This window comes from Flavobacterium palustre, assembly GCF_014639535.1.
Classification (GTDB): Bacteria; Bacteroidota; Bacteroidia; order Flavobacteriales; family Flavobacteriaceae; genus Flavobacterium; species Flavobacterium palustre.
In genome coordinates, this window is sequence record NZ_BMGA01000003.1 from 148,133 (window position 1) to 173,287 (window position 25,155).

Below are 25,155 nucleotides of genomic sequence, written 5' to 3' on the forward strand. Positions count from 1 at the left end.
AAATAATTCATGGCAAAAAAGACTGTAAATAATGACGACCTATTGGCAAACATTATCAAAGGAATAGAAGAAGTAAAAGGAAATGATATAGATATTCTCGATCTTAGAGAAATCGACACCGCAGTTTGCGACTATTTTGTTATCTGCAACGGAAATTCAAACACCCAGGTTAACGCCATTGTTAACTCCATTCAAAAAATTGTTTCAAAGGAAATCAAAGACAAACCCTGGCATGTAGAAGGAACTGACAATGCCGAATGGGTACTTATGGATTATGTCAACATTGTGGTTCACGTTTTTCAAAAACAAATCAGAGAATATTACAACATCGAAAGTTTGTGGGGAGATGCAAAAATTACTACAATTGCAAACAAATACTAAAGTAAGACAGAATAATTATGGCAAAAGATAACAACCCAAATCCTAATAAATTCAGAATAAGTCCCTGGCTGGTTTACACAAGCATACTACTTATTTTCTTGTTTATTAGCTTTGTAACTGGCAGTTCCAGTTTACAGGAACCTGCGCAATTAAAATCGTCTAACATAGACAATATGTTGACAAAAGGTCAGATTAAAAACGTCATCATTTTCAATAATAAAGATGCCGAAATATATCTTTCTGACGAAGGTTTAAAAGACCCCGCAAATAAAAAAGTCGCGAAAGACATATTTGACAGACCCAACAAAGGGCCGCATTACACCACAAAATTTGGTGATCTAAAATCGTTTCAGGAAAAACTTGACCGGGCTAAAGCCGAAAAAAAACTGGTTGATTACGATTTTAAAGAAGCCAGCAATTGGTCTGATATCTTAATCAGCTTACTTCCGGTTATCATCATCATTGGAGTATGGATTTTTATCATGCGTAAAATGTCAGGTGGTGGCGCTGGTGGTGGCGGACAAATATTCAACATCGGAAAATCAAAAGCCAGACTTTTTGATGAAAAAAACGATGTAAAAACAACTTTTAAAGATGTTGCCGGATTAGAAGGCGCTAAAGAAGAAATACAGGAAATTGTTGAATTCCTGAAAAACCCTGAAAAATTCACCAACTTAGGAGGTAAAATTCCTAAAGGAGCTTTACTTGTAGGACCTCCGGGAACAGGAAAAACATTATTAGCAAAAGCTGTAGCCGGCGAGGCTCAGGTTCCGTTTTTCTCTTTATCAGGTTCTGATTTTGTCGAAATGTTTGTGGGTGTAGGAGCTTCAAGAGTACGTGATTTATTCAAACAGGCAAAAGAAAAATCTCCTGCAATCATATTCATTGACGAAATTGATGCTGTAGGTAGAGCCAGAGGAAAAAACAGCATGTCAGGCGGAAATGACGAAAGAGAAAACACTTTGAATCAATTACTGACTGAAATGGATGGTTTTGGTTCCAACTCTAATGTAATTGTTTTGGCAGCAACAAACAGAGCCGATGTACTAGACAAAGCTTTAATGCGTGCAGGACGTTTTGACAGACAAATATTTGTTGATTTACCGGACATTCGCGAACGTGCTGAAATTTTCAAAGTACACCTTGCTCCTTTGAAAAAAGTAGAAGGTTTAGATTTAGACTTTTTAGCTAAACAAACGCCCGGTTTCTCTGGAGCTGACATTGCCAACGTATGTAACGAAGCAGCCTTAATTGCTGCCCGAAACAATAAAACTGCTGTTGACAAACAGGATTTCCTTGATGCTGTTGACAGAATAGTAGGTGGTTTAGAAAAGAAAAACAAAATCATCACTCCGGAAGAGAAAAAAGCAATAGCCATTCACGAAGCAGGTCACGCTACCGTTAGCTGGATGCTGGAACACGCTGCTCCGCTTATCAAAGTAACTATCGTTCCTCGTGGACAAAGCTTAGGAGCTGCCTGGTATTTGCCGGAAGAACGTCAAATTGTACGTCCTGATCAGATGCTGGACGAAATGTGTGCTACAATGGGAGGAAGAGCTGCCGAAAAAGTGACTTTTAATCGAATTTCAACGGGCGCACTAAGTGATTTAGAAAAAGTAACAAAACAGGCTCGTGCTATGGTTACCATTTATGGTTTGAATGAAAAAATAGGCAACGTTACTTATTATGATTCTTCAGGACAAAGTGAATACAGTTTCTCAAAACCGTACTCTGACGAAACTGCAAAAGTGATAGATACCGAAATATCAGCACTTATTGAAAGTCAATACCAAAGAGCTATTCAAATCTTAGAAGAAAACAAAGACAAATTAAATCAACTTGCTGATATTCTGATTGAAAAAGAAGTGATTTTTAAAGACGATTTAGAAGCTATTTTCGGAAAAAGAAGTTTTGACAAAAATCTGGAAGAAGTAGTCTCTTAATTAGTCAGTTGCGATAAATTATTTAAAATCTTAATTCAAAACCGCGTTTTGAATTAAGATTTTTTTATCTTTGGACGGTTACAAATAACATATCAAGTACCCTACAAAATATGAGTCTTTTTAGAAAACTTTTTGGATCTAGTATTTCAGCTTCAGATGAGGAAAAAGAAAGCCAGAATAATAATTTCTTTCCGGAAAACAATATCTCTGTTGACGAACGATTTATCTACAATTTCAAAAAAAATGGAGGTAAATTTCTGTACTGTGAAAATGCTCAGGAAGTAAAAGACCAATTTGAAAATATATTAGAAGAAAACGACTGGTTTGAAAGCGAAGTATTATGTTATGATTCTAATTTATTTGGACTTTTAGACGAAAACAAACTAAGTTACAATAAACCCGGTAACCCTAAATTCCTATTATCGAGTTGCGAAAATTTAATTGCAGAGGAAGGTTCAATACTTTTTTCATCAAAACAAATTAAACAACACAAACCAAACGAATTACCTACTAACATTGTAGTTCTTGCCACCACAAGCCAAATTCTGGCTATGAAAAGCGACGGACTTAGTGCTATCAAAAAGAAATACGAAAGAGATTACCCTACCAATATTACGGCTATAAAATATTTTGAAAAAGCAAAAGAAGAAGACTTTACCCAATATGGCAGTTCTGCCAAAAATCTTTATTTATTGCTTTTAGAAGATCTTTAAAATGAATGAAACTCTAAAAAGGTCTATATCGGGTGCTATTTACATCTTATTATTAATAGCTTCTATTTTATACTCAACCGAAAGTTTTTTTATACTTTTTGGGGTATTTTTAATCATTGCCATCTATGAATTTTGCAATTTAACGCAAGTAAAAAAAGTACTTCCGTTAATAATTGGAACATTATTGTATTGCACCATAACACTGATTAGTCATTACAATCAAATTACCACTGAAACAATCAATCATTTTTTTAATACAAATATTGAAATCAACATCAATATTCAACAAATGAATATCATTTTATTAGCAACTACTCTGGTAGTATCAGTAAAATGTATTCTTTTTTTATTTTATGACAAGATTCAAAAAATAAGCACCTCATCCAAGTACTTATACTTATTTGGTTATATCATTCTTCCTTTTGTATTTATCACCAAAATTTCTTTTGGGATAAAAGACTATAATCCTAAAATCATCATTGGATTATTCATCTTAATCTGGACTAACGATTCTTTTGCTTATGTGGTAGGAAAATCGATTGGAAAAAACAAATTATTCGAACGCATTTCTCCTAAAAAAACCATCGAAGGTTTTATAGGCGGGATACTTTTTGCCATTTTAGCGGGTTATTTAATATCAAAATATTATATCAAAGCTAAACCTGAATTCAGCTCACAATCAATACTGATTTGGACTTCTATTGCGACTATTGTTGGCGTATTTGGAACAATAGGTGATTTAATCGAATCCAAATTCAAACGAATTGCCGGAGTAAAAGACAGCGGTAACATCATGCCCGGACACGGAGGTGTACTAGATAGACTAGATAGTGTTATATTTGTAGCACCAATTATATTTTTATTTTATCAAATTTTAAATTATGTTTCATAAAGAAGGAGCTCCATCTATTTTATTAGCTACCGTATTTACAGTAGTTACACTATTACTTGCGGACAAATTTATCGACATCAATTGGTTAAGAATGTTAGTTCAAATCTTTGCTTTCTTAATTTTGATTATTGTATTACAATTCTTTAGAAATCCCAAAAGAACCGTAATTATTGATGAAAATCAAATTCTGGCTCCTGTTGACGGGAAGGTAGTTGTTATAGAAGAAGTGTACGAAGGAGAATATTTCAAAGACAAACGTTTACAGGTTTCTATCTTTATGTCGCCAATAAACGTACACGTTACCCGATATGCGATGAGCGGAATTATAAAATTCAGCAAATACCATCCCGGTAAATTTTTAGTGGCCTGGCATCCAAAAGCCAGCGAAGAAAACGAAAGAACTACTGTTGTTATAGAAAACAATACTTTTGGCGCTGTTTTATACCGTCAAATTGCCGGAGCATTAGCCCGTCGAATTGTCAATTACGCCAAAGAAGGAATGCAGGTTGTTCAGGGTACTGACGCCGGTTTTATTAAATTTGGCTCCAGAGTCGATTTATTTTTACCTTTAGGAACTCCCGTAAATGTGGTTCTTAACCAAAAAGCCATTGGAGGAAAAACTATCATTGCAACAAAAAAATCATAAATGACTAAAAAAGATTTAGATACTCGATTTAATGAAGCGGTTGAAAAGGCCTCTAAAATGACTCAAGCATCTTTACCTCAGGATGTCCAGTTGCGTCTTTATGCCTACTACAAACAGGCTACAATTGGTACCGTAGAAATAAGGCAAACCTCTAATTTCCATCTTAGAGATGCCTTCAAAATCAATGCCTGGATGCAAATAAGCCATATCACAGCCGATGAAGCCAAAGAAAATTATATCGAAATCATCAATTCTCTTTGAAATAAAAAACATCACAATGAAAAAACTTATTTACACAATTACAAACGTATTTTTATTCGTTTTTTTAATTTCCTGTAACAATAAAAAACTAACCGAAGTAGTCGAAGTTCCTCTTCCTACCGCTGAAGAAAAAGTAACCCTCGGATTTCCGGATGATGTAAAAGCAGAACCCGGTTCTTTTTTATTGGATAAATTACCGTATTCTTACGATGCTTTGGCACCAGCAATTTCAGCTTTGAATTTGGAGGCACATTATTCGAAACATTATCTGACTTACACTAATAATCTTAACGCCGCCATAGCCGGAACGCAATACGAAAACATGTCTATCGAAGACATCTTAGCCAAAATGGACATCAACGATACCGAACTAAGAAACAACGCAGGAGGTTTCTATAACCATTCCCTTTATTGGAAATCGATGGGACCTAATGCCGGCGGAACTCCTAAAGATACTATTGCCGGAGCTATCGACAGGGATTTTGGTTCTTTTAACGAGTTCAAAACCGCATTCAAAGAAGAAGCTACTAAACAATTTGGTTCTGCCTGGGTTTGGCTAATTGTGGACAGAGCCGGAAAACTAAAAATTACCAGTACTCAAAACCAGGACAATCCTTTAATGAGAAATGCAGCTGTTCCAGGAACTCCTATCTTAGCCTTAGATCTTTGGGAACACGCTTATTATCTGGGGCATCAATACCGACGTGCCACTTATGTTGACTCATTCTTCAATATCATCAATTGGGAAAAAGTAAGCGAAAATTATCAAAATTCATTTATAAAGAAATACTAATCTTTTTTCGAACAAATAAAAAAGCTGATGCACTACTCTACAGTATTCATCAGCTTTTTCATTTAAATACAGAACACAAATAAACCCAACAAATATCCTTTTCAAAATCATAAATAAATAGTAATATTTATTGGGTTTATTTCCTTTTTCATAAATTTGACAAAAATATACACCCTTGAATAAATCACTATTTTTCATCTGTTTTAGTCTGTTTTTACTTCTTTCGATAAAAGTAAACGCACAAACACCTAAAAAAATAATTGTTGAACATTCTGATTTCGCTGATGTCAATCAGACCGAAATGCCCGACGCTTTTTTACTAACCGGAAACGTGGTGGTCAATCATGACGGAGTGGTACTTACTTGTAATAAAGCTTATTTTTTTCAAAAAGAAAATTATATCAAAGCTTTTGGAAATGTTCAATTGGTACAGGGCGACACCCTTTATCTCAACAGTAAATACGCCGAATACAACGGAAATGTAAAAAAAGCATTCGCCACAGGAGATGCTGTAATGAGTTCGCCTAACGCAACCTTAGCCACAGATACCATCAATTTTGACCGAAATACACAGGAAGTTTTCTATAATACTAAAGGAACCATCACCAACAACGAAAATACGCTGGTTAGTAAATCGGGGAAATATTATGTTGCACAGAAAAAATTCCAATTTCTTACAGAGGTAATTATTACCAATCCTAAATACGTCATCAAGTCCAATCATTTGGATTATTACAGTAATTCGGGACATTCTTATCTTTTTGGGCCATCTACCATTACCAGTAAAAACAACTACATTTATACCGAAAAAGGTTTTTATGACACGAAAAAAAACCTCTCTCATTTTCTTCGAAAATCATATATAAAATATGATGACAGACGCATAGAAGGAGACAGTTTGTATTATGATCGAAATAAAGAATTTGCTTCGGCAACCCGAAATGTAAAAATTACCGATTCCATCAACAGAGGAATTGTAAAAGGCCATTATGCGGAAGTTTTCCAGAAAAAAGATTCGATGTATGTAACCAAAAGAGCTGTTGCCATCAATTTTGTCGAAAACGACTCGGTTTACATTCATGGAAAAAAACTGATGGTTACAGGAAAAGAAGGCGACCGGATTATTCGTGCTTTTAATAATGTTCGTTTCTATAAAACCGACATGAGCGGTAAGTGTGATTCGATACATTCCAGCACCAAAACTTCGCTGACCAAACTCATCGGAAATCCCATATTGTGGAATGGAGAAAGCCAAATAACAGGTGACGTAATGCACCTAATAGGCAATAGTAAAACCCAAAAGCTGGACTCGCTCAAGGTTCTCAACAATACCTTTATTATTTCCAAAGACACTCTGGGAACAGGCTACAATCAAATAAAAGGGCTGAATCTTTTTGGCAAATTTCAGGATGGAAAACTCCATGATGTGGATGTTATAAAAAATGCCGAAGTGATTTATTACATGCGCAATGACGACAATGAACTTATTGGTATCAATAAAAATGTATGCAGTAAAATCAGTATTCTTTTTGATAAAAATGCCATCGAAACCATTACCTTTTTCCAACAAGTGGATGGCGACATTTATCCCGAAGAAGAACTCAATGAATACGACAGGAAATTTCGGGGATTCAAATGGCGTGCAGATGAAAGGATAAAATCCAAAGACGATATCTTTCCTGAAGAAGAAAATCAATACAACGAAAAAATGATTGAGGAAACAAAGAAAGAGGAAGCAAAACCGAATGTTCCAATGGAAATCAGAAAAGAAACAAAGGATTACGATAAGAAGAAGATAAAGTAATCAGATTACAGGCAGCAGAAAGCAGATTTCAGTTTCCAATCTTTAATTTAAAAAACTTTGTAAACTTTGCATATCATCCTGTCCAGAAGCTTCGGGATTGAAGGGCTTTGCGAATTTTTCGGTTAAAAATAAAAAACAAAAACGTGAACAACGACTTCATTAAATACCAGGCACAAACTTCTCCCTATCCACTGGGAATGGAAGTTTCGCATGCAATAGGCTCTTATATCTACGATACCAGCAATAAGAAATATTTAGACTTTGTTGCCGGTGTTTCGGCTTGTACCTTAGGTCATCAGCCTCCTCGAGTAAACCAAGCCATAAAAGATCAATTGGACAAATATTCACACGTTATGGTCTATGGCGAATATTCACAAAGTCCGGCCGTGGAATATTGCAAATTGATGGCCTCACTCCTTCCGGCTCCATTAGACAAAACTTATTTAGTTAATTCAGGAACAGAAGCAATCGAAGGTTCTCTAAAATTAGCCCGAAGAGTTACCGGCAGAAGTCAATGGATATCCTGTCACAATGCTTATCACGGAAACACCATGGGATCCATGAGCGTTATGGGATTTGAAGAACGCAAACAGGCTTTCCGTCCTTTGATTCCGGATGTCGATTTTATCACTTTCAACAATGAAGCCGATTTAGAAAAAATCACCACTAAAACAGCCGGGGTTTTACTGGAAACCATTCAGGGTGGTGCCGGATTTATTGAGCCTCAAAACGATTACTTAAAAAAAGTACGCGCTCGTTGTACCGAAGTGGGTGCGATGTTAATTCTGGATGAAATTCAACCCGGTTTTGGAAGAACAGGAAAATTATTTGGTTTCCAAAATTATGATATTGTCCCTGATATTGTTGCCATGGGAAAAGGCATGGGCGGCGGAATGCCCGTAGGTGCCTTTACCGCTTCCTCAGCTATGATGGATTTATTAACCGAAAACCCAAAATTAGGTCACATTACCACCTTTGGCGGACATCCTGTCATTGCGGCAGCCTGCTTAGCTACTTTGAAAGAATTAACTGAAACCAACCTGATGCAGGAAGCTTTAGAAAAAGAAAAGCTATTCAGATCACTTTTGGTACACCCTTTGATACAGGAAGTTAGAGGAAAAGGATTGATGCTGGCTGCAATGACGGCAAATGCAGAAATCACGAATGAAGTGATATTAAAATGTCAGGACAAAGGTCTGATATTATTCTGGCTTCTGTTTGAAGGATGCGCTATCAGAATTACACCTCCTTTAACCATTTCTAACGAAGAAATACGTGAAGGATGTGCTATAATACTAGAAGTAATGGATGAAATATCGATTTAAGATTTTCGAATAACGATTTTTGATTTCAGATTGATCATTGAAATTGTAAATTGATATTGACATTGAATAGCTGTTAATTAAATTGTTCACAATAATTCATTTTTTTCTTCGAAAACAAACCGAATGATGCCTAACTTTAAACTAGGCCAAATTCTAAAAACAGAAAGTATGCAACTAAGCGACGAAGAAGAAGATTATAACTTATCTCTATCCAAATTTGAGTCTATGTTAAAAACTAACAAAGTACTCTTTTTTGACTCTGAAGAATTTGAAGAAATCATACTTCATTATCTTGATACAGGTAAGGCTGCTTTAGCGAAAAAAGCGCTAAAACTGGCATTAGACCAACACCCTAAGTCAACAGGCTTAAAACTCGTTCAAGTTGAAATGCTGGTGTATGATGACAAATTGGATATAGCCGAGAAATTACTCAATGAGCTATATGCCATAGAACCGCACAATGAAGAAATTTATATTCAAAAGGCAAATATCTGCTCAAAAAGAGATCAGCATGAAAAAGCCGTTGAATTACTAAAAATTGCTTTACAGTACACCGATGATTATGCCGATGTGTATAACTTAATCGGAATGGAGTATTTATTCATGGACAATCTTGAATTAGCCAAAGAAAGTTTTATCAAATGTCTCGAAGAAGATATCGAAGACCAATCGGCTTTGTACAATGTAGTCTATTGTTTTGAGTTTTTAGACCAAAATCAGGAAGCCATAAGCTATCTGGACAATTATATCGAAAAAAATCCCTACAGTGAAATAGCATGGCACCAAAAAGGAAGATTGCATTATGGCTTAAAAGAATATGAAAATGCTATCCGTGCCTTTGATTATGCTACACTTATAGATGATGAATTTCTGGGTGCTTTTATGGAAAAAGCCAAAGCCTTAGAACGTTTGGAACGATATGATGAAGCTATCGAAAGCTACAACAGAACCATCGAATTAGACGATGCTACTTCTTATGCCTTATTGCGAATAGGTAAATGTTATGAAAAATTAGGAAATAAAGTTTTAGCACTTAAATTCTACAACGAAACCGTTCATGAAGATCCTCTTTTAGACAAAGGCTGGATTGCCATTACCGATTTTTATTTGCGTGAAAAAAACTTCCAGAAAGCCTTATTTTTTGTCAACAAAGCCTTAGCCATCGACAATCAAAACCGCATGTACTGGAAAAGATATGCTTCTATCAATAAGCAAATGAACTTTTTCGAAGAAGCCGAATTTGGTTATCGAAAAGCGGTCGAGTTTGGTGATACCGAATTAGAAACTTGGTTATTCTGGGTGGATATTTTACAGTTTCTGGGAGAATTTGAAACCGCAATCCACACCTTATTACAAGCCGGAGATTATTATCCTGAAGAAAACGAAATTGAATACCGTTTGTCAGGGCTTTATTTTATGATTCATGATGACAGAAAAGCTAAAATTCATTTAAGCAATGCGCTCCGATTGAATTTTGACAACTACATTCTGATTGAAGACTTATTTCCAGTAGTCTGGGAAACAAAAATGGTGCAAAATTATATTGAAAAACACAACAAACAATAATGACCCAAAATTCAAGAAAACGCTTTGGCTTACTGGGGCGTAATATTAGTTATTCCTTTTCAAAAGGACATTTTACAACAAAATTCGAAAAAGAAAAATACCAAGGTTACACTTACGAAAATTTTGACATTCAGGAAATCTCCGGATTTCCTGAAATCATTAAAAACACTGCCGATTTAAGCGGCTTAAACGTAACTATTCCTTACAAAGAAGAAGTTATCCCTTTTCTTGACAAACTTTCTAAAAAAGCCACTAAAATTGGCGCGGTAAACACTATCAAAATTACCAAAAAAGGAAAATTAAAAGGATACAATACTGATTATTTCGGATTTCTAAAATCCTTAGAACCTTTGTTACAACCGCATCATAAAAAAGCACTGATTTTAGGAACTGGAGGTGCTTCAAAAGGAGTTGCTTTTGCTTTGAAAGAATTAGGTATAGAATACCTTTTTGTTTCCCGAAAAGCTTCTGAAAAAGCCATTGATTACAGCCAGATTAATGCCGATACTTTCAGTGAATACCAAATCATCATTAACTCAACTCCTATTGGGACAAGTCCTAACATTGAAGCCTGTCCGGATATCCCTTATGAATTATTTACCGACAAGCACATTGCTTACGATTTAATCTACAATCCTGCCGAAACCCAATTTTTAAAGAATGCCAAAGCAAAAGGTGCTCAAATAAAAAACGGCCTAGACATGCTTATCTTTCAGGCCGAAAAAGCCTGGGAAATTTGGAACAAATAAAAAACTTTTAAAAGTTATCAATATCTGCATTTCGGGTACAATTGTAAATTTTACATTAAAATTACAATTGTATCCGATTTGGCATTATTTATGAGTCAAAAGATTGAAAAAAACTTATTTTTTACAATTCACTTATGACCTTAAAAAAATCCCTGTTCCTGTTAAGCGCTTTCTTTTTATTTACTTCCTCCCTTTTTGCCAAAATAACACTCCCTAAAATTTTAGGCCATAACATGGTTTTGCAACAAAAGAAAAAAGTTGCAATATGGGGAACAGCTGCCCCAAACGAAAAAATATCCGTTGCTTTTGCCAATCAAATCAAAACTACAATTGCCGATAATAAAGGAAACTGGCTAATAAAACTAAAACCGATACAGGCTTCGTTTACTGCGCGTGAAATGATTATTAAAGGCAATAATACCATTATACTAAAAAACATTCTGGTAGGCGAAGTCTGGCTCTGTTCTGGACAATCCAATATGGAATATGCCTTGCGAAAGTACAGTGACTACAAAAATCTCCCTGAAGGAAGCCGCCCTCCCGAAGATGACTTAAAAACAGCCAACAATCCCAACATTCGGATTTTTCTGGATCGCAGAAAATACATGGAGCCAAGTCCGGAACATTTAGGTTGGGATACCGCTATCGGGAGACCTTTAGTCGATTTTTCGGCTGTGGCTTATTATTTTGCCAAAGATTTATACACGAAATTGCATGTGCCTATCGGAATGATTTCGGCAGCTGTTCCCGGAAGCCGAATTGAACCTTGGATTCAGTCTTCAAAATTAGAATTGGAACCTCACCTAAAAAACGGAAAAATCCTGAACAAATTAAGTACTGATGATGGTGATAGCGGAAAATTTTATAATACGATGATACAACCTCTCATTCCATACACCCTGAAAGGAATGCTATGGTATCAGGGAGAATCCAATTGCTTTTTAGGTGAAAACATCCGCTATGCTTATAAATTAAAAACACTTATTGAAAGTTGGCGCAACGACTGGCAGGATAAAAAAATGCCATTTTATTTTGTGCAAATTGCACCTTACAATTATTCAGCTTCAAAAGACCGACCGCTTAGTGCTGAAACCCTTCCTGAATTTTGGGAAGCACAGGCTTTACTCCTGAACTTAAAAAACACCGATTTAATCAGCATAACCGATTTAGTAGATAACACTACCGACTTACACCCCAGAAACAAATGGGAAATCGGTCGCCGTTTAAGTTTGCTTGCCGCCAATAAGACTTACGGACAGCAAAATATCGTTTGCTCCGGACCTGTTTACCAAAAAATGAAAATTATAAATAATAGCATCGAAATTAGTTTCTCAAACACAGAAAGCGGTTTAACGACCCGCGACGGGAAACCACTAAGCTGGTTTAGCATAGCAGGAGCTGATGGAAAATTTGTTCCGGCAAAAGCAGTTATACAAGGCAATAAAGTAATCGTTTCCGCTCCCGAAGTACAGCATCCTTATTCTGTCCGTTTTGGGTGGAATGAAGCCGCTCAGTCTAATTTTATCAATAAAGAAGGACTTCCTGCAGTTCCTTTCAGAAGTGACAATCCCTGGGAAAAGCTTTTCAGATAGAATAATTGCAACAAATTAGAAATCTCATTTTGGACTTAATTTCAAAATGGGATTTTTTTTAGATCACCCCATAACACTCTTTTTCCTTAATGCGTAACTTTTAGTGTTGCTCCCTTTTGCTACTGATTCGTTAATCTTCGTTTTAGGAGAAATCCAAAAAAACATACAAGCACAAAAAAAGCCTCTTCTTTCGAAGAGGCTTTTGAATTTTGGGTGGATGACCGGGTTCGAACCGGCGACCCTCGGCACCACAAACCGATGCTCTAACCAGCTGAGCTACAACCACCATTTGCTTTGCGGTTGCAAATATACAACGTTTATTGACTTCTGCAAACTATTTTTTCAAAAAAAATCAAGAAATTTATCGTAAATCACCTAAGCTATTGACAGCCAAACACCTTTCAACTGTAAAACCTTCGGCATAATCTAAGCCAACTAACCTGCCTAAGTCTCTGGAACGATAATTTAAGCTCTCAAAAAAGTTTTTTGAGGTAATTGGCGACTCCGGTTCTGTCGAATTCGGATCATAAAACTGAGAACGATACGCTAAAATCGCTTCAATTTTCTTATCGGTAAACCCGGTAATATCTACAACAAAGTCGGGCTCGATATTTTTCCATTGGATATAATGATACACTAACTTAGGTCGCCAGGCACTTTGCTGCTCACCGTCTAGCTCCGTTTCAATCTTCATTAAACCGGATAAAAAACAGGCATCCGAAACCAACTTACTCCCTTTACCATGATCGATATGACGATCATCAATGGCATTGCACAATACAATTTCAGGTTGGTATTTACGAATCATTTTGATAATCTCGATTTGGTGTTTTTCATCATTGACAAAAAAACCATCTCTCATACCCAAATTCTCCCTCGCCGAAACTCCCAATATTTTTGCAGCAGCAGCAGCTTCTTCATCTCTAATCTCCGCCGAACCACGAGTCCCTAATTCTCCACGGGTTAAATCTACAATTCCTACTTTTTTCCCTAAGGAAACTTCTTTTAAAATGGTTCCCGCACAACCTAATTCTACATCATCAGGATGCGCTCCAAACGCTAATATATCTAGTTTCATTTATTCTGTTTTTCCTATTCTATTTTATGCTTTCCTTTTACCGCAAAGAAAAAAAGCTTTCGCAAAGCTTTCTAAGTTCTAAATTCTGAGCTCTGCTTTTATTTTGCCTTCTAAAATCTGCTAACTGAACACTAACTTCAAAGCACATTTTTCATCGTCATCGATTTATTCACACTCTCCTCCCATTCTTTTTCAGGAACACTTTCTTTAGTAATACCGCATCCCATATACAAATGCGCTTTCTTATCCTTTATTTGCATACAGCGTAAATTAACATACAAATCTGATTTTTGTTTTTTCTCTGCAAAATCTTTTTTGTTTAATTCGCCTAAAAAACCGGTGTAATATTCCCTGTCATAGTTTTCATTTTCTAAAATAAAATCTTTAGCCGCTTGTTTTGGCAAACCACAAACTGCCGGAGTTGGGTGCAAAACCGAAACTACCTGATTTAATTTGGATTCTTTATTAATCACCCCTTCAATATCAGTTTTAATGTGCAACACATTACCCGCCTGAACAGTGTAAGGACTGGAAATTGCCACTTCAGAAGTCAGACCTTTCAAATTTTCTAATATAAAATCGGTAACATATTGTTGCTCTTCAACTTCTTTTTGTTCCCAAATCACATCGGTTTTCCCTTCAAAATTTTGTGTTCCTGCCAATGCCATCGTACAAAACTTTTTCCGACTGGCTTTTAGCAATCGCTCCGGTGTAGCCCCCATCCACAAACCTATTTTTGGATGGTACCAACAATAACAAAAAACGCCTGGAAAACGTTGTATTAACCTTGTAAAAACAACAACCAAATCAAAATCAGGTACGTCTAAGATTTCTTTTCGGGACAAAACAACCTTTTTCAATTCTCCTTTTTGAATGGAATCTATCGCTTTCTGAATTAAATTTTCAAAATGCGTTTTTTCCTGTTGCTTTTCTTCAGTAACTAAACCAACAGTATGGTTTTCTTCGAAAGAATCAATTTCCGACTCCCAAATTACCGATTGATTTTTAGGTATCAATATCATCTGATTGCCATTGAAAGGAGCAAAAACAAAACCGGTTTCGTCCAAAGTTTCAGCAAAATACAGATGATCATTTTTTTGAAAAAAACCTCTCACCTCCGACTTATAAGGCTTACTATAAATAACAAAAGGTAATTTTTGGGCTTCTTGTTGCTTTACTTTTATAAAAAAATCAATCATACGTTAATTTTATTAAGGTTGTCTTTATTCAAAAAAGTCTAGTGTGTTTTCTTTCTTTTTGGCAAAACCATATTCGTGAGTTTACAAAGCGAAATCAGATTATCCCTTTCATCTACAATGCGAATTTCCCATAAATGGATGCTTGCTCCCTGATGAATGATTTTTGCCGTTGCAGTAACTACGCCTTCGCGCTTGGATTTTAAATGATTGGCAGCTATTTCAATACCACGTACTTCGCTAACTTCGGGATTGATAAATATAAAAGAAGCAGCACTCCCCACGCTTTCCGCCAAAGCTACCGTAGCTCCTCCGTGTAACAAGCCCATCGGCTGATGAACGCTTGGATTTACTGGCATTTTAGCAACTAAAAAACCTTCGCCAGCATCAATATATTCAATATTTAAGGTTTCCATTAAAGTATTTTTCGAAATACGATTACAGTATTCCAATATTTTTTCTTTATCGAATGTCATAATTTTATTTTAATCGATTGTAAAAATAAAGAAAGAATATATACCAGCCTCCAAATTAGAAGCATATTCTACAATCGATTTTAAAATAAAGTCCCAACAAATAAGATTTTTTCTATTTTTACCAAAAAACAAAAATCATGCGTCCTTTTTCGCTACTTTTTATCTTCACAATTCTAATAACAATCTGTTCCTGCCGTTCCGATTTTTCCACTGTACCCAGTTCCGGAAAATTAGCTTTTTCAAGAGATACTGTTTTTTTAGATACTGTTTTTTCTACGATCAGTTCGAGCACTTACTTGTTGAAAGTCTACAATCACAGTAAAAATGACATTAATATTCCAACGATTAAATTAGGTAAAGGATTGAATTCTAAATACCGCATGACTGTTGACGGCATGCAGGGCGAAAACAACAAAACTTTTAACAATGTGACTTTGCTGGCTAAAGACAGTCTGTATGTTTTTATTGAAACCACTCCCAATATCGCCGATGCAAATTCCAACGATTTTTTATACACAGACGACATTGAATTTGACAGCGGCTCCAATTTACAAAAAGTAGCCTTACTCACTTTGGTTAAAGATGCTGTTTTCCTTTACCCAAAACGCCTGAACGATGGTAAAACTGAAACAGTCACTTTTGACAACACCGAATTAAGTGGTTTTTATTTGGACGAAAATGACGCAACTAATGGCAACGAACTGCATTTCACCAATCAAAAACCCTATGTTATTTATGGTTATGCCACCGTTCCCGAAGGAAAAACAGTCGTTTTTGATGCCGGAGCCCGGGTTTATTTTCACGCTAAATCGGGTTTAATTGTACCACAAGGAGCCACTTTACAATGCAACGGAAATATTTCAACCACTAGTAAACAGGAAAAGGAAGTCATTTTTGAAGGCGATCGCCTTGAAGCTGATTACGCCAATGTTCCCGGACAATGGGCAGCGATTTGGTTACGCGATGGCAGCACTAAACACAACATCAATCATCTTACCATCAAAAATGCTACAATCGGCTTGCGAATTGACAATCATGACAACACCACTGTTTCGATAAAAAACAGCCAAATTTACAACTCATCCAACTATGGAATTTTGGCTCAAAATGCCCGGATAAAAGGCGAAAACATTGTAATCAATACAGCAGGTCAGGCCGCTTTAGCCTGCACTTACGGAGGAAATTACGAGTTTACACATTGTACTTTTAACAACAATTGGAGTAATGCAAGCCAATTGACCTTAGCTATAAACAATTATAAATCAGGAGCAAATCCAGAAGCAAAAGATTTGACCAAGGCCACTTTTAACAATTGCATTATTTATGGCGCTTACTCAAACGAATTCAGTTTAAACAAAAACAACGCAGCTCTTTTTGAATACCAATTCAATAATTGCCTGTTAAAAACAGATGCAAACAGCACAAATCCTTTGTATAATTTCACTGCCGATGCAACGCATTACAACAAAATTATTTTAAACCAAAATCCGCATTTTTTTGACGTTGCAAAAAACAAACTCAATATCGATAATACTTCAGCCGCTTTCGCAAAAGGTAATCCAGCTTATTTAATCCCACTGGACATTAACGGAAAGAGCAGAACTTCTCCTCCTGATTTGGGAGCTTATCAGAGTATTGCTTTTCCGAAATAAAATTAATTTCAAAATTAAACAGACCGCAAATTCGCAAATTATTTTCGTTTTAGAATCAATGAAAATTTGCGAATTTGCGGTAATTTTTTAATTCCTTGATTTTGTAAAATAGTTTGCATTTGACATTTGCTCGTACTATATATTTAAACTAAATTTGCATCGCAATTCATCAAATACAAAACAATGATTCATTTCTTTGAAAACCAAAGCAACGCAATTTTTGCCGTACAAACACAAGGCGAAATTTCGGCTCAAGATATTTCTAAACTGAACTGGCTTTTTGCCGATGCAAATAAAATAGAGAAATCCGTATTATCGGATTTTTTTGTTGGTCCCCGCGCCACTATGATTACGCCTTGGAGTACTAATGCCGTAGAAATTACCCAAAACATGGGAATTTCCGGAATCATTCGTATCGAAGAATTTTACAAAGCATCAGAAGACTTCACTGATTTCGACCCAATGCTTTCTCAAAAATATACCGAATTAAACCAGGATATTTTCACTATCAATATTCAACCGGAACCAATTCTGGAAATTGACAATATTGATGCTTATAACAAACAGGAAGGTTTGGCTTTAAGCTTAGAAGAAGTAGAATACTTAGATAATTTGGCTACCAAATTAGGAAGAAAACTAACAGATTCTGAAATTTTTGCTTTTTCCCAAGCCAATTCAGAGCACTGTCGTCACAAGATTTTCAACGGAACATTTGTAATTGACGGTGAAGAAAAAGAAACTTCTCTTTTCAAATTAATCAAGAAAACATCACAGGAAAATCCTAACGATATCGTTTCGGCTTACAAAGACAATGTAGCTTTTGTAAAAGGACCAAAAGTGCAACAATTTGCTCCTAAAACTGCCGATAAACCTGATTTTTACGAAATAAAAGAATTTGATTCAGTTATTTCCTTAAAAGCAGAAACACACAACTTCCCAACTACGGTAGAGCCTTTCAATGGTGCCGCTACCGGTTCAGGTGGAGAAATCCGTGACCGTTTAGCAGGAGGACAAGGTTCATTGCCATTGGCAGGAACCGCAGTTTATATGACTTCTTACTCCCGTTTGGCTAATGACCGAAACTGGGAAAATGGAGTTGCCGAAAGAAAATGGTTGTATCAAACACCAATGGATATTTTGATTAAAGCTTCTAATGGAGCTTCTGATTTCGGAAATAAATTTGGACAACCTTTAATTACAGGTTCCCTTTTAACTTTCGAACATCAGGAAAATGAGCGCAAGTTAGGATACGATAAAGTAATCATGCAGGCAGGTGGAATTGGTTACGGAAAATTAGATCAGGCTATCAAGCACAAACCGAAAGAAGGGGATAAAATCGTTATTCTTGGTGGAGAAAATTATAGAATCGGAATGGGTGGAGCTGCAGTTTCTTCAGCAGATACCGGAGCTTTCGGTTCAGGAATCGAGTTAAATGCTATTCAGCGTTCGAATCCGGAAATGCAAAAACGTGCTGCTAATGCCATTCGTGGATTAGTAGAAAGCGATAACAATCCAATTGTTTCTATTCATGATCACGGTGCAGGTGGACACTTGAACTGTCTTTCTGAACTAGTGGAAGAAACCGGAGGTTTGATTGATTTAGATAAATTACCTGTTGGAGATCCAACTCTTTCGGCTAAAGAAATTATTGGTAACGAATCTCAGGAAAGAATGGGATTGGTTATTGGTCAAAAAGACATCGATACTTTACAAAGAATCGCCGACAGAGAGCGCTCTCCAATGTACGAAGTAGGTGATGTAACAGGAGACCACCGTTTTACTTTTGAATCAAAAACCAATGGTGCCAAACCAATGGATTATGCTTTGGAAGATTTCTTCGGAAGTTCTCCAAAAACGATTATGACCGATAAAACTGTTGACTATAACTACGCTGAATTAGATTATACTAAAGATAAAATTACTACTTATTTAGAAGCGGTTCTACAATTGGAAGCCGTAGCTTCTAAAGACTGGTTAACCAATAAAGTGGATCGTTGTGTAGGCGGAAAAGTAGCCAAACAACAATGTGCCGGACCATTACAATTGCCATTAAACAACTGTGGTGTAGTTGCTTTGGATTATTTAGGAAAAGAAGGAATTGCAACCTCTATAGGTCACGCTCCTATCTCGGCTTTGATTGATCCTGTTGCAGGAAGCCGCAACGCCATTGCCGAATCTTTATCCAACATTGTTTGGGCACCAATTAAAGACGGATTAAAAGGAATTTCATTATCAGCTAACTGGATGTGGGCTTGTAAAAACGAAGGTGAAGACGCTCGTTTATATGCTGCCGTAGAAGGTTGTTCTGATTTTGCTATCGAATTAGGAATCAATATTCCAACCGGAAAAGATTCGCTTTCGATGAAACAAAAATATCCAAATGACGAAGTAATCGCTCCGGGAACGGTAATTATTTCGGCTGCCGGTAACTGTACTGATATTAGAAAAGTAGTAGAACCTGTTTTACAAAAAGACGGAGGTTCTATTTATTATATCAATTTATCTCAGGATGAGTACAAATTAGGAGGTTCATCTTTTGCACAAATTCTGAACACTATTGGAAATGAAACGCCTACAATTAAAGACGCTGCTTTCTTTAAAAACGCTTTCAATACTATCCAGGAATTAATTTTAGAAGGAAACATTGTAGCGGGTCACGATATTGGAAGTGGTGGTTTAATCACTACTTTATTAGAAATGTGTTTTGCTGATGTGAACTTGGGAGCTAAAATTGACTTCTCTGTTTTCGAAGAAAAAGACATCATCAAATATCTTTTTGCAGAAAATATCGGAATTGTGTTCCAGGCTAAAGACGACGCAACTTTAGAAAGCAAATTAAACGCTAACGGAGTTAGTTTCTACAAATTAGGAACAGCAACAAATGAAGCTACTTTAGATTTCGGTCCATGTAAATTAGACATTGCTAAATACAGAGATGTTTGGTTTAAAACTTCATTCTTATTAGACCAAAAACAATCGAAGAACGGAACAGCACAAGAACGTTACGACAACTATAAAAACCAACCGTTAAACTTTAGTTTCCCTGCTCATTTTACAGGTAAAAAACCTGAAGTTGACGCTTCAAAACCAAGACCAAAAGCAGCGATTATCCGTGAAAAAGGATCTAACTCTGAGCGCGAAATGGCCAATGCGATGTTCTTAGCCGGTTTTGATGTAAAAGACGTTCACATGACCGATTTGATTTCCGGTCGTGAAACTCTGGAAGATATTCAGTTTATTGGAGCTGTGGGTGGATTCTCTAACTCTGACGTTTTAGGTTCTGCTAAAGGTTGGGCTGGTGCTTTCAAGTACAACGAAAAAGCCAATACCGCTTTGAAAAACTTCTTTAAAAGAGAAGACACTTTATCAGTAGGTATTTGTAACGGTTGCCAGTTGTTCATGGAGTTAGAAGTAATTAATCCGGAACATGAAGTACACGGAAAAATGTTGCACAACAACAGTCACAAACACGAGAGTATCTTTACTTCTGTAACGGTACAGGAAAACAATTCGGTGATGTTATCTACTTTAGCCGGAACAACTTTGGGAGTTTGGGTTTCTCATGGTGAAGGTAAATTTAACTTGCCAATGGGTGAAGAAAACTACAACATTGTAGGTAAATATGGTTACGAAGGATATCCTGCAAACCCTAATGGTTCTGACTTCAACACAGCAATGTTGTGTGATGCTACAGGACGTCACCTGGTAACGATGCCACACATTGAGCGTTCAGTTTTCCAATGGAACTGGGCAAATTACCCAAGCCACAGAAACGATGAAGTTACTCCTTGGCAGGAAGCCTTTGTCAATGCCAGAAAATGGCTAGAAAACAAATAATTTTTAGTTTATCAATATAAGGAAAGCGTTCTCGAGAGGGAACGCTTTTTTTGTGAGATAAATCTTTTTCTATAAAGGGATTAATCTTATATTTAGAAAATTAAAAATCAAACACAATCAAATGAAAAAATCACTATTAATCTTAAGTTTTTGTGTATTATCACTCTCTGCAAATGCTCAAAATTCAACCAAAACAGACAAAATAAAGCAATTACTGGAGTTAACCGGTTCCGGTAAAATGGCAATACAAATGATGAACCAAATGATAGCTAGCCTTAAAACTACTCATTCTAAAGCTGGTGACGAATTTTGGGAAAACTTCAAAAAAGAAATAAAGGCTGAGGATATCGAAAACATGATTATTCCTATTTATGACAAACATTATACTGAAAGTGACATCGATCAATTAATTGCTTTTTACAATTCATCTATCGGAAAAAAAATGATTGCCACCATGCCTCAGGTTATGCAGGAGTCCGTGATTGTGGGACAAAATTGGGCAAAACAAATTATCGAAAAATCACAGGCTAAACTTAAAGAAAATAACAATTTGGAAAAGTAAAATAGTATGGATAGATTTGCTTTGATTTATCAAAATACTATTAATCAATTTATAATATAAACGCCATGCCTAGTCCCGTTTCCGAATGTTCGTATTGCCAAAAAAACGAAGCATTATACAATTTAATGATTAAAATTACCGATTTAAAAGTATCCGAATTATTTATTTTCAAAGAACAATCTTATACAGGTCGTTTAAATGTGGTTTATAAAGATCACGGAATTGAATTTCATGAGTTATCTGATGAGCAACGTAATGCTTTCATGGACGATGTTGCTACCACTGCCAAAGCGATAGCTAAAGTATTTAATCCGGATAAAATTAATTATGGTGCTTTTTCAGATAAATTATCGCATTTACATTTTCATATTGTTCCTAAATATGCTGATGGTTATGGATTTGGAAATGTATTTGAAATGTTTCCTAACAGAGTAACGCTCTCAGATGCTGAATATGATACTATAATTGAAAAAGTAAAAGCTGCTTTATAAAATCCTGCGACATATTTACAAAACAGAATCCTCTTTTTTATTCAATAAAAAGAGGATTTTTTTATTAGAAAAGGAACACGGATTAAACTGATTTCAGCAGATTATCACTGATTATACTAATAAAAATCCGTTTTTATCTGTGTCATCTGTGTGCCATCTTTTCAGTCTGCTTAGCGGACATCTGTAACCGTAAACAAACTCATTTCTGTATCTGTAATTGATTTTTAACAATTAATAGCTTTACATTCTAAATATGTAGAGCATGGAATCAAATTCAACACAACAGCAGCTTCTAAACTTCAGAGCAGTTACTATCTCTGATCTCAACACAATAATTGGTCTTTACCAACAGCAAAACACTTCTTTTACGGAGTCCAATTCGCTATTCAACCATCACTTTGGGCTGCCGCTTTATGTAGCCGAATTAAACAATAAAATTGTAGGCTATTCGTATGCAACAATACAATCGGAAGATTATTGCCTGAAAACCCATATTGATACTACTTTTTCCAATTATTCTATTAACGAAAGTTTAATACTGGAATCGGAAGCATTTTTTAAAAATGAATGGCAAAATGCTTCCAATAGAAACCTGACGATTGCTATTGACCAATTGGTAAATTGGTTAAACAATTCCAATTCCCAAAACTAACACGGTTACAGTTTAAATATTCACTACTTTTATAGGACACAAATTTTGTAATACAATGCAGAGAGAAATTTTATACTTGAAAATTGCAAAAATAATCGAAGAACAAATCACTTCGGGAACTTTAAAAATAGGCGATAAACTGCCTTCGATTCGCACCGTGCAAACAATTTACAACGTAAGCATCAATACGGTAAAACAGGCTTTTTTAGAACTGGAAAGTAAATCTTTAATAGAATCCCGTCCTAAATCAGGTTACTATGTTAGTCAAACATTTCACTCTAATTTGGCACTTCCTTCGATAAACCAACTTAAATTATCCGAACAGGAAAAAGCCCCGGAAGATTTAATCAGTAAGGTTTTCAACACCTTTACCGATAAAAACATTACGCAATTCTCATTGGGAGTAACTGACAAAAGCATGTTGCCCATTGCCAAACTCAACAAAGGAGTTCTAAAAGTTCTTCGGAATTTAGAAGACAGTGGAACAGGCTACGAACCGGCACAGGGAAATATCAATTTAAGACGAAATGTTGCTAAATGGGCTTTTACCTGGAACGGTCATTTAACGGAGGATGATATTGTAACTACTTCGGGAGCGCTAAATGCCTTATTACATTCTTTAATGACGGTAACTAATCCCGGAGACACCATCGCCATTGAGAGTCCGGTGTATTTTGGTATTTTGCAAATGATAAAATCATTGGGATTAAACATCATCGAACTTCCTACCCATCCTGTTACAGGTGTTGCTATCGAAGATTTGAAAAAGGTTCTACCTAAAATTAAAGCCTGTTGTTTTGTGACCAATTTCAACAATCCAATAGGAAGTTGTATGCCCGAGGAAAACAAAAAGGAATTAGTTCGATTGCTCACACTGCACAATATCCCTTTGATTGAAGATGATTTGTATGGTGATATTTTCTTTGGTACCAACCGACCAAAACCATGTAAGGCATTTGATGAAGCAGGAATCGTCATGTGGTGTGGCTCGGTTTCTAAAACTCTGGCTCCAGGCTACAGAGTGGGCTGGGTTGCTCCCGGGAAATTCAAAGAAAAATTAATCCGTCAAAAACTAATACAAACCTTATCGAGTCCGCCACTGTATCAGGAAGTAATTGCTGATTTTATGGAGCATGGCCGATACGATCATCATTTAAGAACTTTACGAAACACATTATACACCAACTATTTACACTTTCAACGTACTATAGAAAATCATTTTCCGGAAAACACTAAGATTTCAAAACCACAGGGAGGCTTTGTACTTTGGCTGGAACTAGATCCAAAAATTGACACTGCTGCCTTATATGATATTGCCATACAGCATAAAATAAGTTTTGCACCAGGCAGAATGTTCACCCAACACGATCAATACAACAATTGCATGCGATTAAATTTTGCCGTAAAATGGGATGAAAAAGTAGAAAAAAGTCTAAAAAGATTAGGCACATTAATCAAACAACAATTATAATGAAACTCTATCAAATTGATGCTTTTAGCAAAAGCGTTTTCTCAGGAAATCCGGCTGCTGTTTGTCCGCTGGAAGAATGGTTAAGTGATACCGTTATGCAAAAAATAGCCGCCGAAAACAATCTGGCCGAAACCGCCTTTTATGTCAAAAACAGTGATAACTACGAAATTAGATGGTTTACGCCCAAGATTGAAGTAGATCTTTGCGGACATGCTACTTTAGCAGCCGCTTATGTATTATTTCATTTCGAAAATCATAACAATAACCTGATTGAATTTTACTCTCCCAGAAGCGGCAATTTAACCGTAACGAAAACAGGTGATTTACTCTCTTTGAATTTTCCTGCCGATACATTGGAACCCATTCCATTAACCTCTCAAATAACAGATGGATTGAATATAAAACCAATTCAGGCTTTTAAAGGAAAAAGTGATTATATGTTCCTTTTTAACAACGAAGAAGAAATTCTGAATTTAGATCCCAACTTTGAAAAAATTTCGAAACTCGCTGTACGCGGAATTATTGTTACCGCCAAAGGAAATAACTCCGATTTTGTTTCCCGATTTTTTGCACCACAATCCGGTATTAATGAAGATCCTGTAACAGGTTCAGCTCATACTACGCTCATCCCGTATTGGGCAAACGAATTGAATAAAACCCAATTATCAGCTATTCAGCTTTCGGAAAGAAGAGGTTATTTAGAATGTGAATTGTTAGAAAACAGAGTTCGCATTAGCGGATATGCTAAATGTTATTTAATTGGAGAATACTTTTTATAAAAAGAAAAGCCGCTTTAAAACTAAAGCGACTTTCTTTAAAAATTTATCAAACCCTAAAATGACAAATTCTATACTTTTATATTCTATTTTAATCTATTTCTAATGAGATGTTTTCCATAAAAATTTGTGGCTCTCTCTCATTTTGCCAATAATCAGCCAGAATACTCAAAACAACATCTTTTAATCCACTGAAAGAACTTTCTAACTGATTCTCTTCATCTTTGATTACTTCAATAAGTAAATCATTTACTTTTCTAATCTTATCGGAATTTGTCATCTTGTCTATAATTAATTCG

Annotated in this window: 23 protein-coding genes and 1 tRNA gene; 19 read left to right on the top strand and 5 right to left on the bottom strand. The window is 35.9% G+C overall.

Features of this window, described 5'->3' with window-relative positions; all coding sequences use genetic code 11:
• Positions 1-9 precede the first annotated feature (9 nt).
• The 12 genes from rsfS (at position 10) to IEV84_RS07655 (ending at position 12,665) form a co-directional block, all read left to right on the top strand.
• A complete protein-coding gene (rsfS, locus tag IEV84_RS07600) occupies positions 10-381 on the top strand; it encodes a ribosome silencing factor (RefSeq protein ID WP_071185350.1) in 372 nt (123 codons plus the stop codon).
• A gap of 17 nt (positions 382-398) precedes the next feature.
• Positions 399-2,324, top strand: coding sequence for an ATP-dependent zinc metalloprotease FtsH (ftsH, locus tag IEV84_RS07605; RefSeq protein ID WP_188493695.1), 1,926 nt, complete (start codon positions 399-401; stop codon positions 2,322-2,324).
• 110 nt (positions 2,325-2,434) lie between these two features.
• Positions 2,435-3,037, top strand: coding sequence for a lactate utilization protein B/C (locus tag IEV84_RS07610; RefSeq protein ID WP_188493696.1), 603 nt, complete (start codon positions 2,435-2,437; stop codon positions 3,035-3,037).
• A gap of 1 nt (position 3,038) precedes the next feature.
• Positions 3,039-3,929: a phosphatidate cytidylyltransferase gene (locus IEV84_RS07615; RefSeq protein ID WP_188493697.1), complete on the top strand. Its 891-nt coding sequence runs from the start codon at positions 3,039-3,041 to the stop codon at positions 3,927-3,929.
• Complete coding sequence (locus IEV84_RS07620; protein WP_188493698.1) at positions 3,919-4,575, top strand: phosphatidylserine decarboxylase family protein; 657 nt, start codon at positions 3,919-3,921, stop codon at positions 4,573-4,575. The genes IEV84_RS07615 and IEV84_RS07620 overlap by 11 nt, the downstream gene beginning before the upstream one ends.
• Positions 4,576-4,836 (top strand): acyl-CoA-binding protein, encoded by a 261-nt coding sequence (locus IEV84_RS07625; protein WP_071185345.1) that lies wholly within the window; start codon positions 4,576-4,578, stop codon positions 4,834-4,836.
• Positions 4,837-4,852: 16 nt separating this feature from the next.
• Positions 4,853-5,629, top strand: coding sequence for a superoxide dismutase (locus tag IEV84_RS07630; protein WP_188493699.1), 777 nt, complete (start codon positions 4,853-4,855; stop codon positions 5,627-5,629).
• Between the two features lie 175 nt (positions 5,630-5,804).
• Positions 5,805-7,433, top strand: a complete 1,629-nt coding sequence (locus IEV84_RS07635) for an OstA-like protein (RefSeq protein WP_188493700.1) — start codon at positions 5,805-5,807, stop codon at positions 7,431-7,433.
• Positions 7,434-7,576: 143 nt separating this feature from the next.
• On the top strand, positions 7,577-8,758 hold the full coding sequence (locus IEV84_RS07640) for an aspartate aminotransferase family protein (protein WP_188493701.1): 1,182 nt from the start codon (positions 7,577-7,579) through the stop codon (positions 8,756-8,758).
• Between the two features lie 168 nt (positions 8,759-8,926).
• Entirely contained in the window at positions 8,927-10,324 is a 1,398-nt protein-coding gene (locus tag IEV84_RS07645) for a tetratricopeptide repeat protein (protein WP_188493702.1), read from the top strand.
• Positions 10,324-11,073 carry a shikimate dehydrogenase family protein gene (locus IEV84_RS07650; protein WP_188493703.1) on the top strand — a complete coding sequence of 250 codons (750 nt, stop codon included), beginning with the start codon at positions 10,324-10,326 and terminating at the stop codon, positions 11,071-11,073. The genes IEV84_RS07645 and IEV84_RS07650 overlap by 1 nt, the downstream gene beginning before the upstream one ends.
• A 233-nt stretch (positions 11,074-11,306) precedes the next feature.
• A complete protein-coding gene (locus tag IEV84_RS07655; protein ID WP_229732636.1) occupies positions 11,307-12,665 on the top strand; it encodes a sialate O-acetylesterase in 1,359 nt (452 codons plus the stop codon).
• 212 nt (positions 12,666-12,877) lie between these two features.
• On the opposite strand, the gene IEV84_RS07660 is transcribed toward IEV84_RS07655, so the two are convergent.
• The 4 genes from IEV84_RS07660 to IEV84_RS07675 all read right to left on the bottom strand — a co-directional run bounded on the left by IEV84_RS07660 (position 12,878) and on the right by IEV84_RS07675 (position 15,415).
• Positions 12,878-12,951, bottom strand: a tRNA-His gene (locus tag IEV84_RS07660).
• A gap of 75 nt (positions 12,952-13,026) precedes the next feature.
• On the bottom strand, positions 13,027-13,743 hold the full coding sequence (bshB1, locus tag IEV84_RS07665; RefSeq protein WP_188493705.1) for a bacillithiol biosynthesis deacetylase BshB1: 717 nt from the start codon (positions 13,741-13,743) through the stop codon (positions 13,027-13,029).
• Positions 13,744-13,880: 137 nt separating this feature from the next.
• Entirely contained in the window at positions 13,881-14,942 is a 1,062-nt protein-coding gene (locus tag IEV84_RS07670; protein WP_188493706.1) for an isochorismate synthase, read from the bottom strand.
• A gap of 38 nt (positions 14,943-14,980) precedes the next feature.
• Complete coding sequence (locus tag IEV84_RS07675) at positions 14,981-15,415, bottom strand: PaaI family thioesterase (protein ID WP_188493707.1); 435 nt, start codon at positions 15,413-15,415, stop codon at positions 14,981-14,983.
• A gap of 137 nt (positions 15,416-15,552) precedes the next feature.
• Here IEV84_RS07675 and IEV84_RS07680 point away from each other — a divergent pair, with 137 nt between their 5' ends.
• From IEV84_RS07680 to IEV84_RS07710, 7 genes are all read left to right on the top strand, one after another.
• Entirely contained in the window at positions 15,553-17,067 is a 1,515-nt protein-coding gene (locus tag IEV84_RS07680) for a hypothetical protein (RefSeq protein WP_188493708.1), read from the top strand.
• Positions 17,068-17,250: 183 nt separating this feature from the next.
• Positions 17,251-20,904, top strand: coding sequence for a phosphoribosylformylglycinamidine synthase (gene purL, locus IEV84_RS07685; RefSeq protein ID WP_188493709.1), 3,654 nt, complete (start codon positions 17,251-17,253; stop codon positions 20,902-20,904).
• 121 nt (positions 20,905-21,025) lie between these two features.
• Positions 21,026-21,466: a DUF2059 domain-containing protein gene (locus IEV84_RS07690; protein WP_188493710.1), complete on the top strand. Its 441-nt coding sequence runs from the start codon at positions 21,026-21,028 to the stop codon at positions 21,464-21,466.
• 65 nt (positions 21,467-21,531) lie between these two features.
• Positions 21,532-21,957 carry an HIT family protein gene (locus IEV84_RS07695; protein ID WP_188493711.1) on the top strand — a complete coding sequence of 142 codons (426 nt, stop codon included), beginning with the start codon at positions 21,532-21,534 and terminating at the stop codon, positions 21,955-21,957.
• A gap of 262 nt (positions 21,958-22,219) precedes the next feature.
• A complete protein-coding gene (locus IEV84_RS07700) occupies positions 22,220-22,609 on the top strand; it encodes a GNAT family N-acetyltransferase (protein ID WP_188493712.1) in 390 nt (129 codons plus the stop codon).
• 55 nt (positions 22,610-22,664) lie between these two features.
• On the top strand, positions 22,665-24,080 hold the full coding sequence (locus tag IEV84_RS07705; RefSeq protein WP_188493713.1) for an aminotransferase-like domain-containing protein: 1,416 nt from the start codon (positions 22,665-22,667) through the stop codon (positions 24,078-24,080).
• Positions 24,080-24,859, top strand: coding sequence for a PhzF family phenazine biosynthesis protein (locus IEV84_RS07710; RefSeq protein WP_306451751.1), 780 nt, complete (start codon positions 24,080-24,082; stop codon positions 24,857-24,859). Before IEV84_RS07705 ends, IEV84_RS07710 begins: the two co-directional genes overlap by 1 nt.
• 88 nt (positions 24,860-24,947) lie before the next feature.
• On the opposite strand, the gene IEV84_RS07715 is transcribed toward IEV84_RS07710, so the two are convergent.
• Positions 24,948-25,136 (bottom strand): hypothetical protein, encoded by a 189-nt coding sequence (locus IEV84_RS07715; protein WP_188493714.1) that lies wholly within the window; start codon positions 25,134-25,136, stop codon positions 24,948-24,950.
• Positions 25,137-25,155 lie beyond the last annotated feature (19 nt).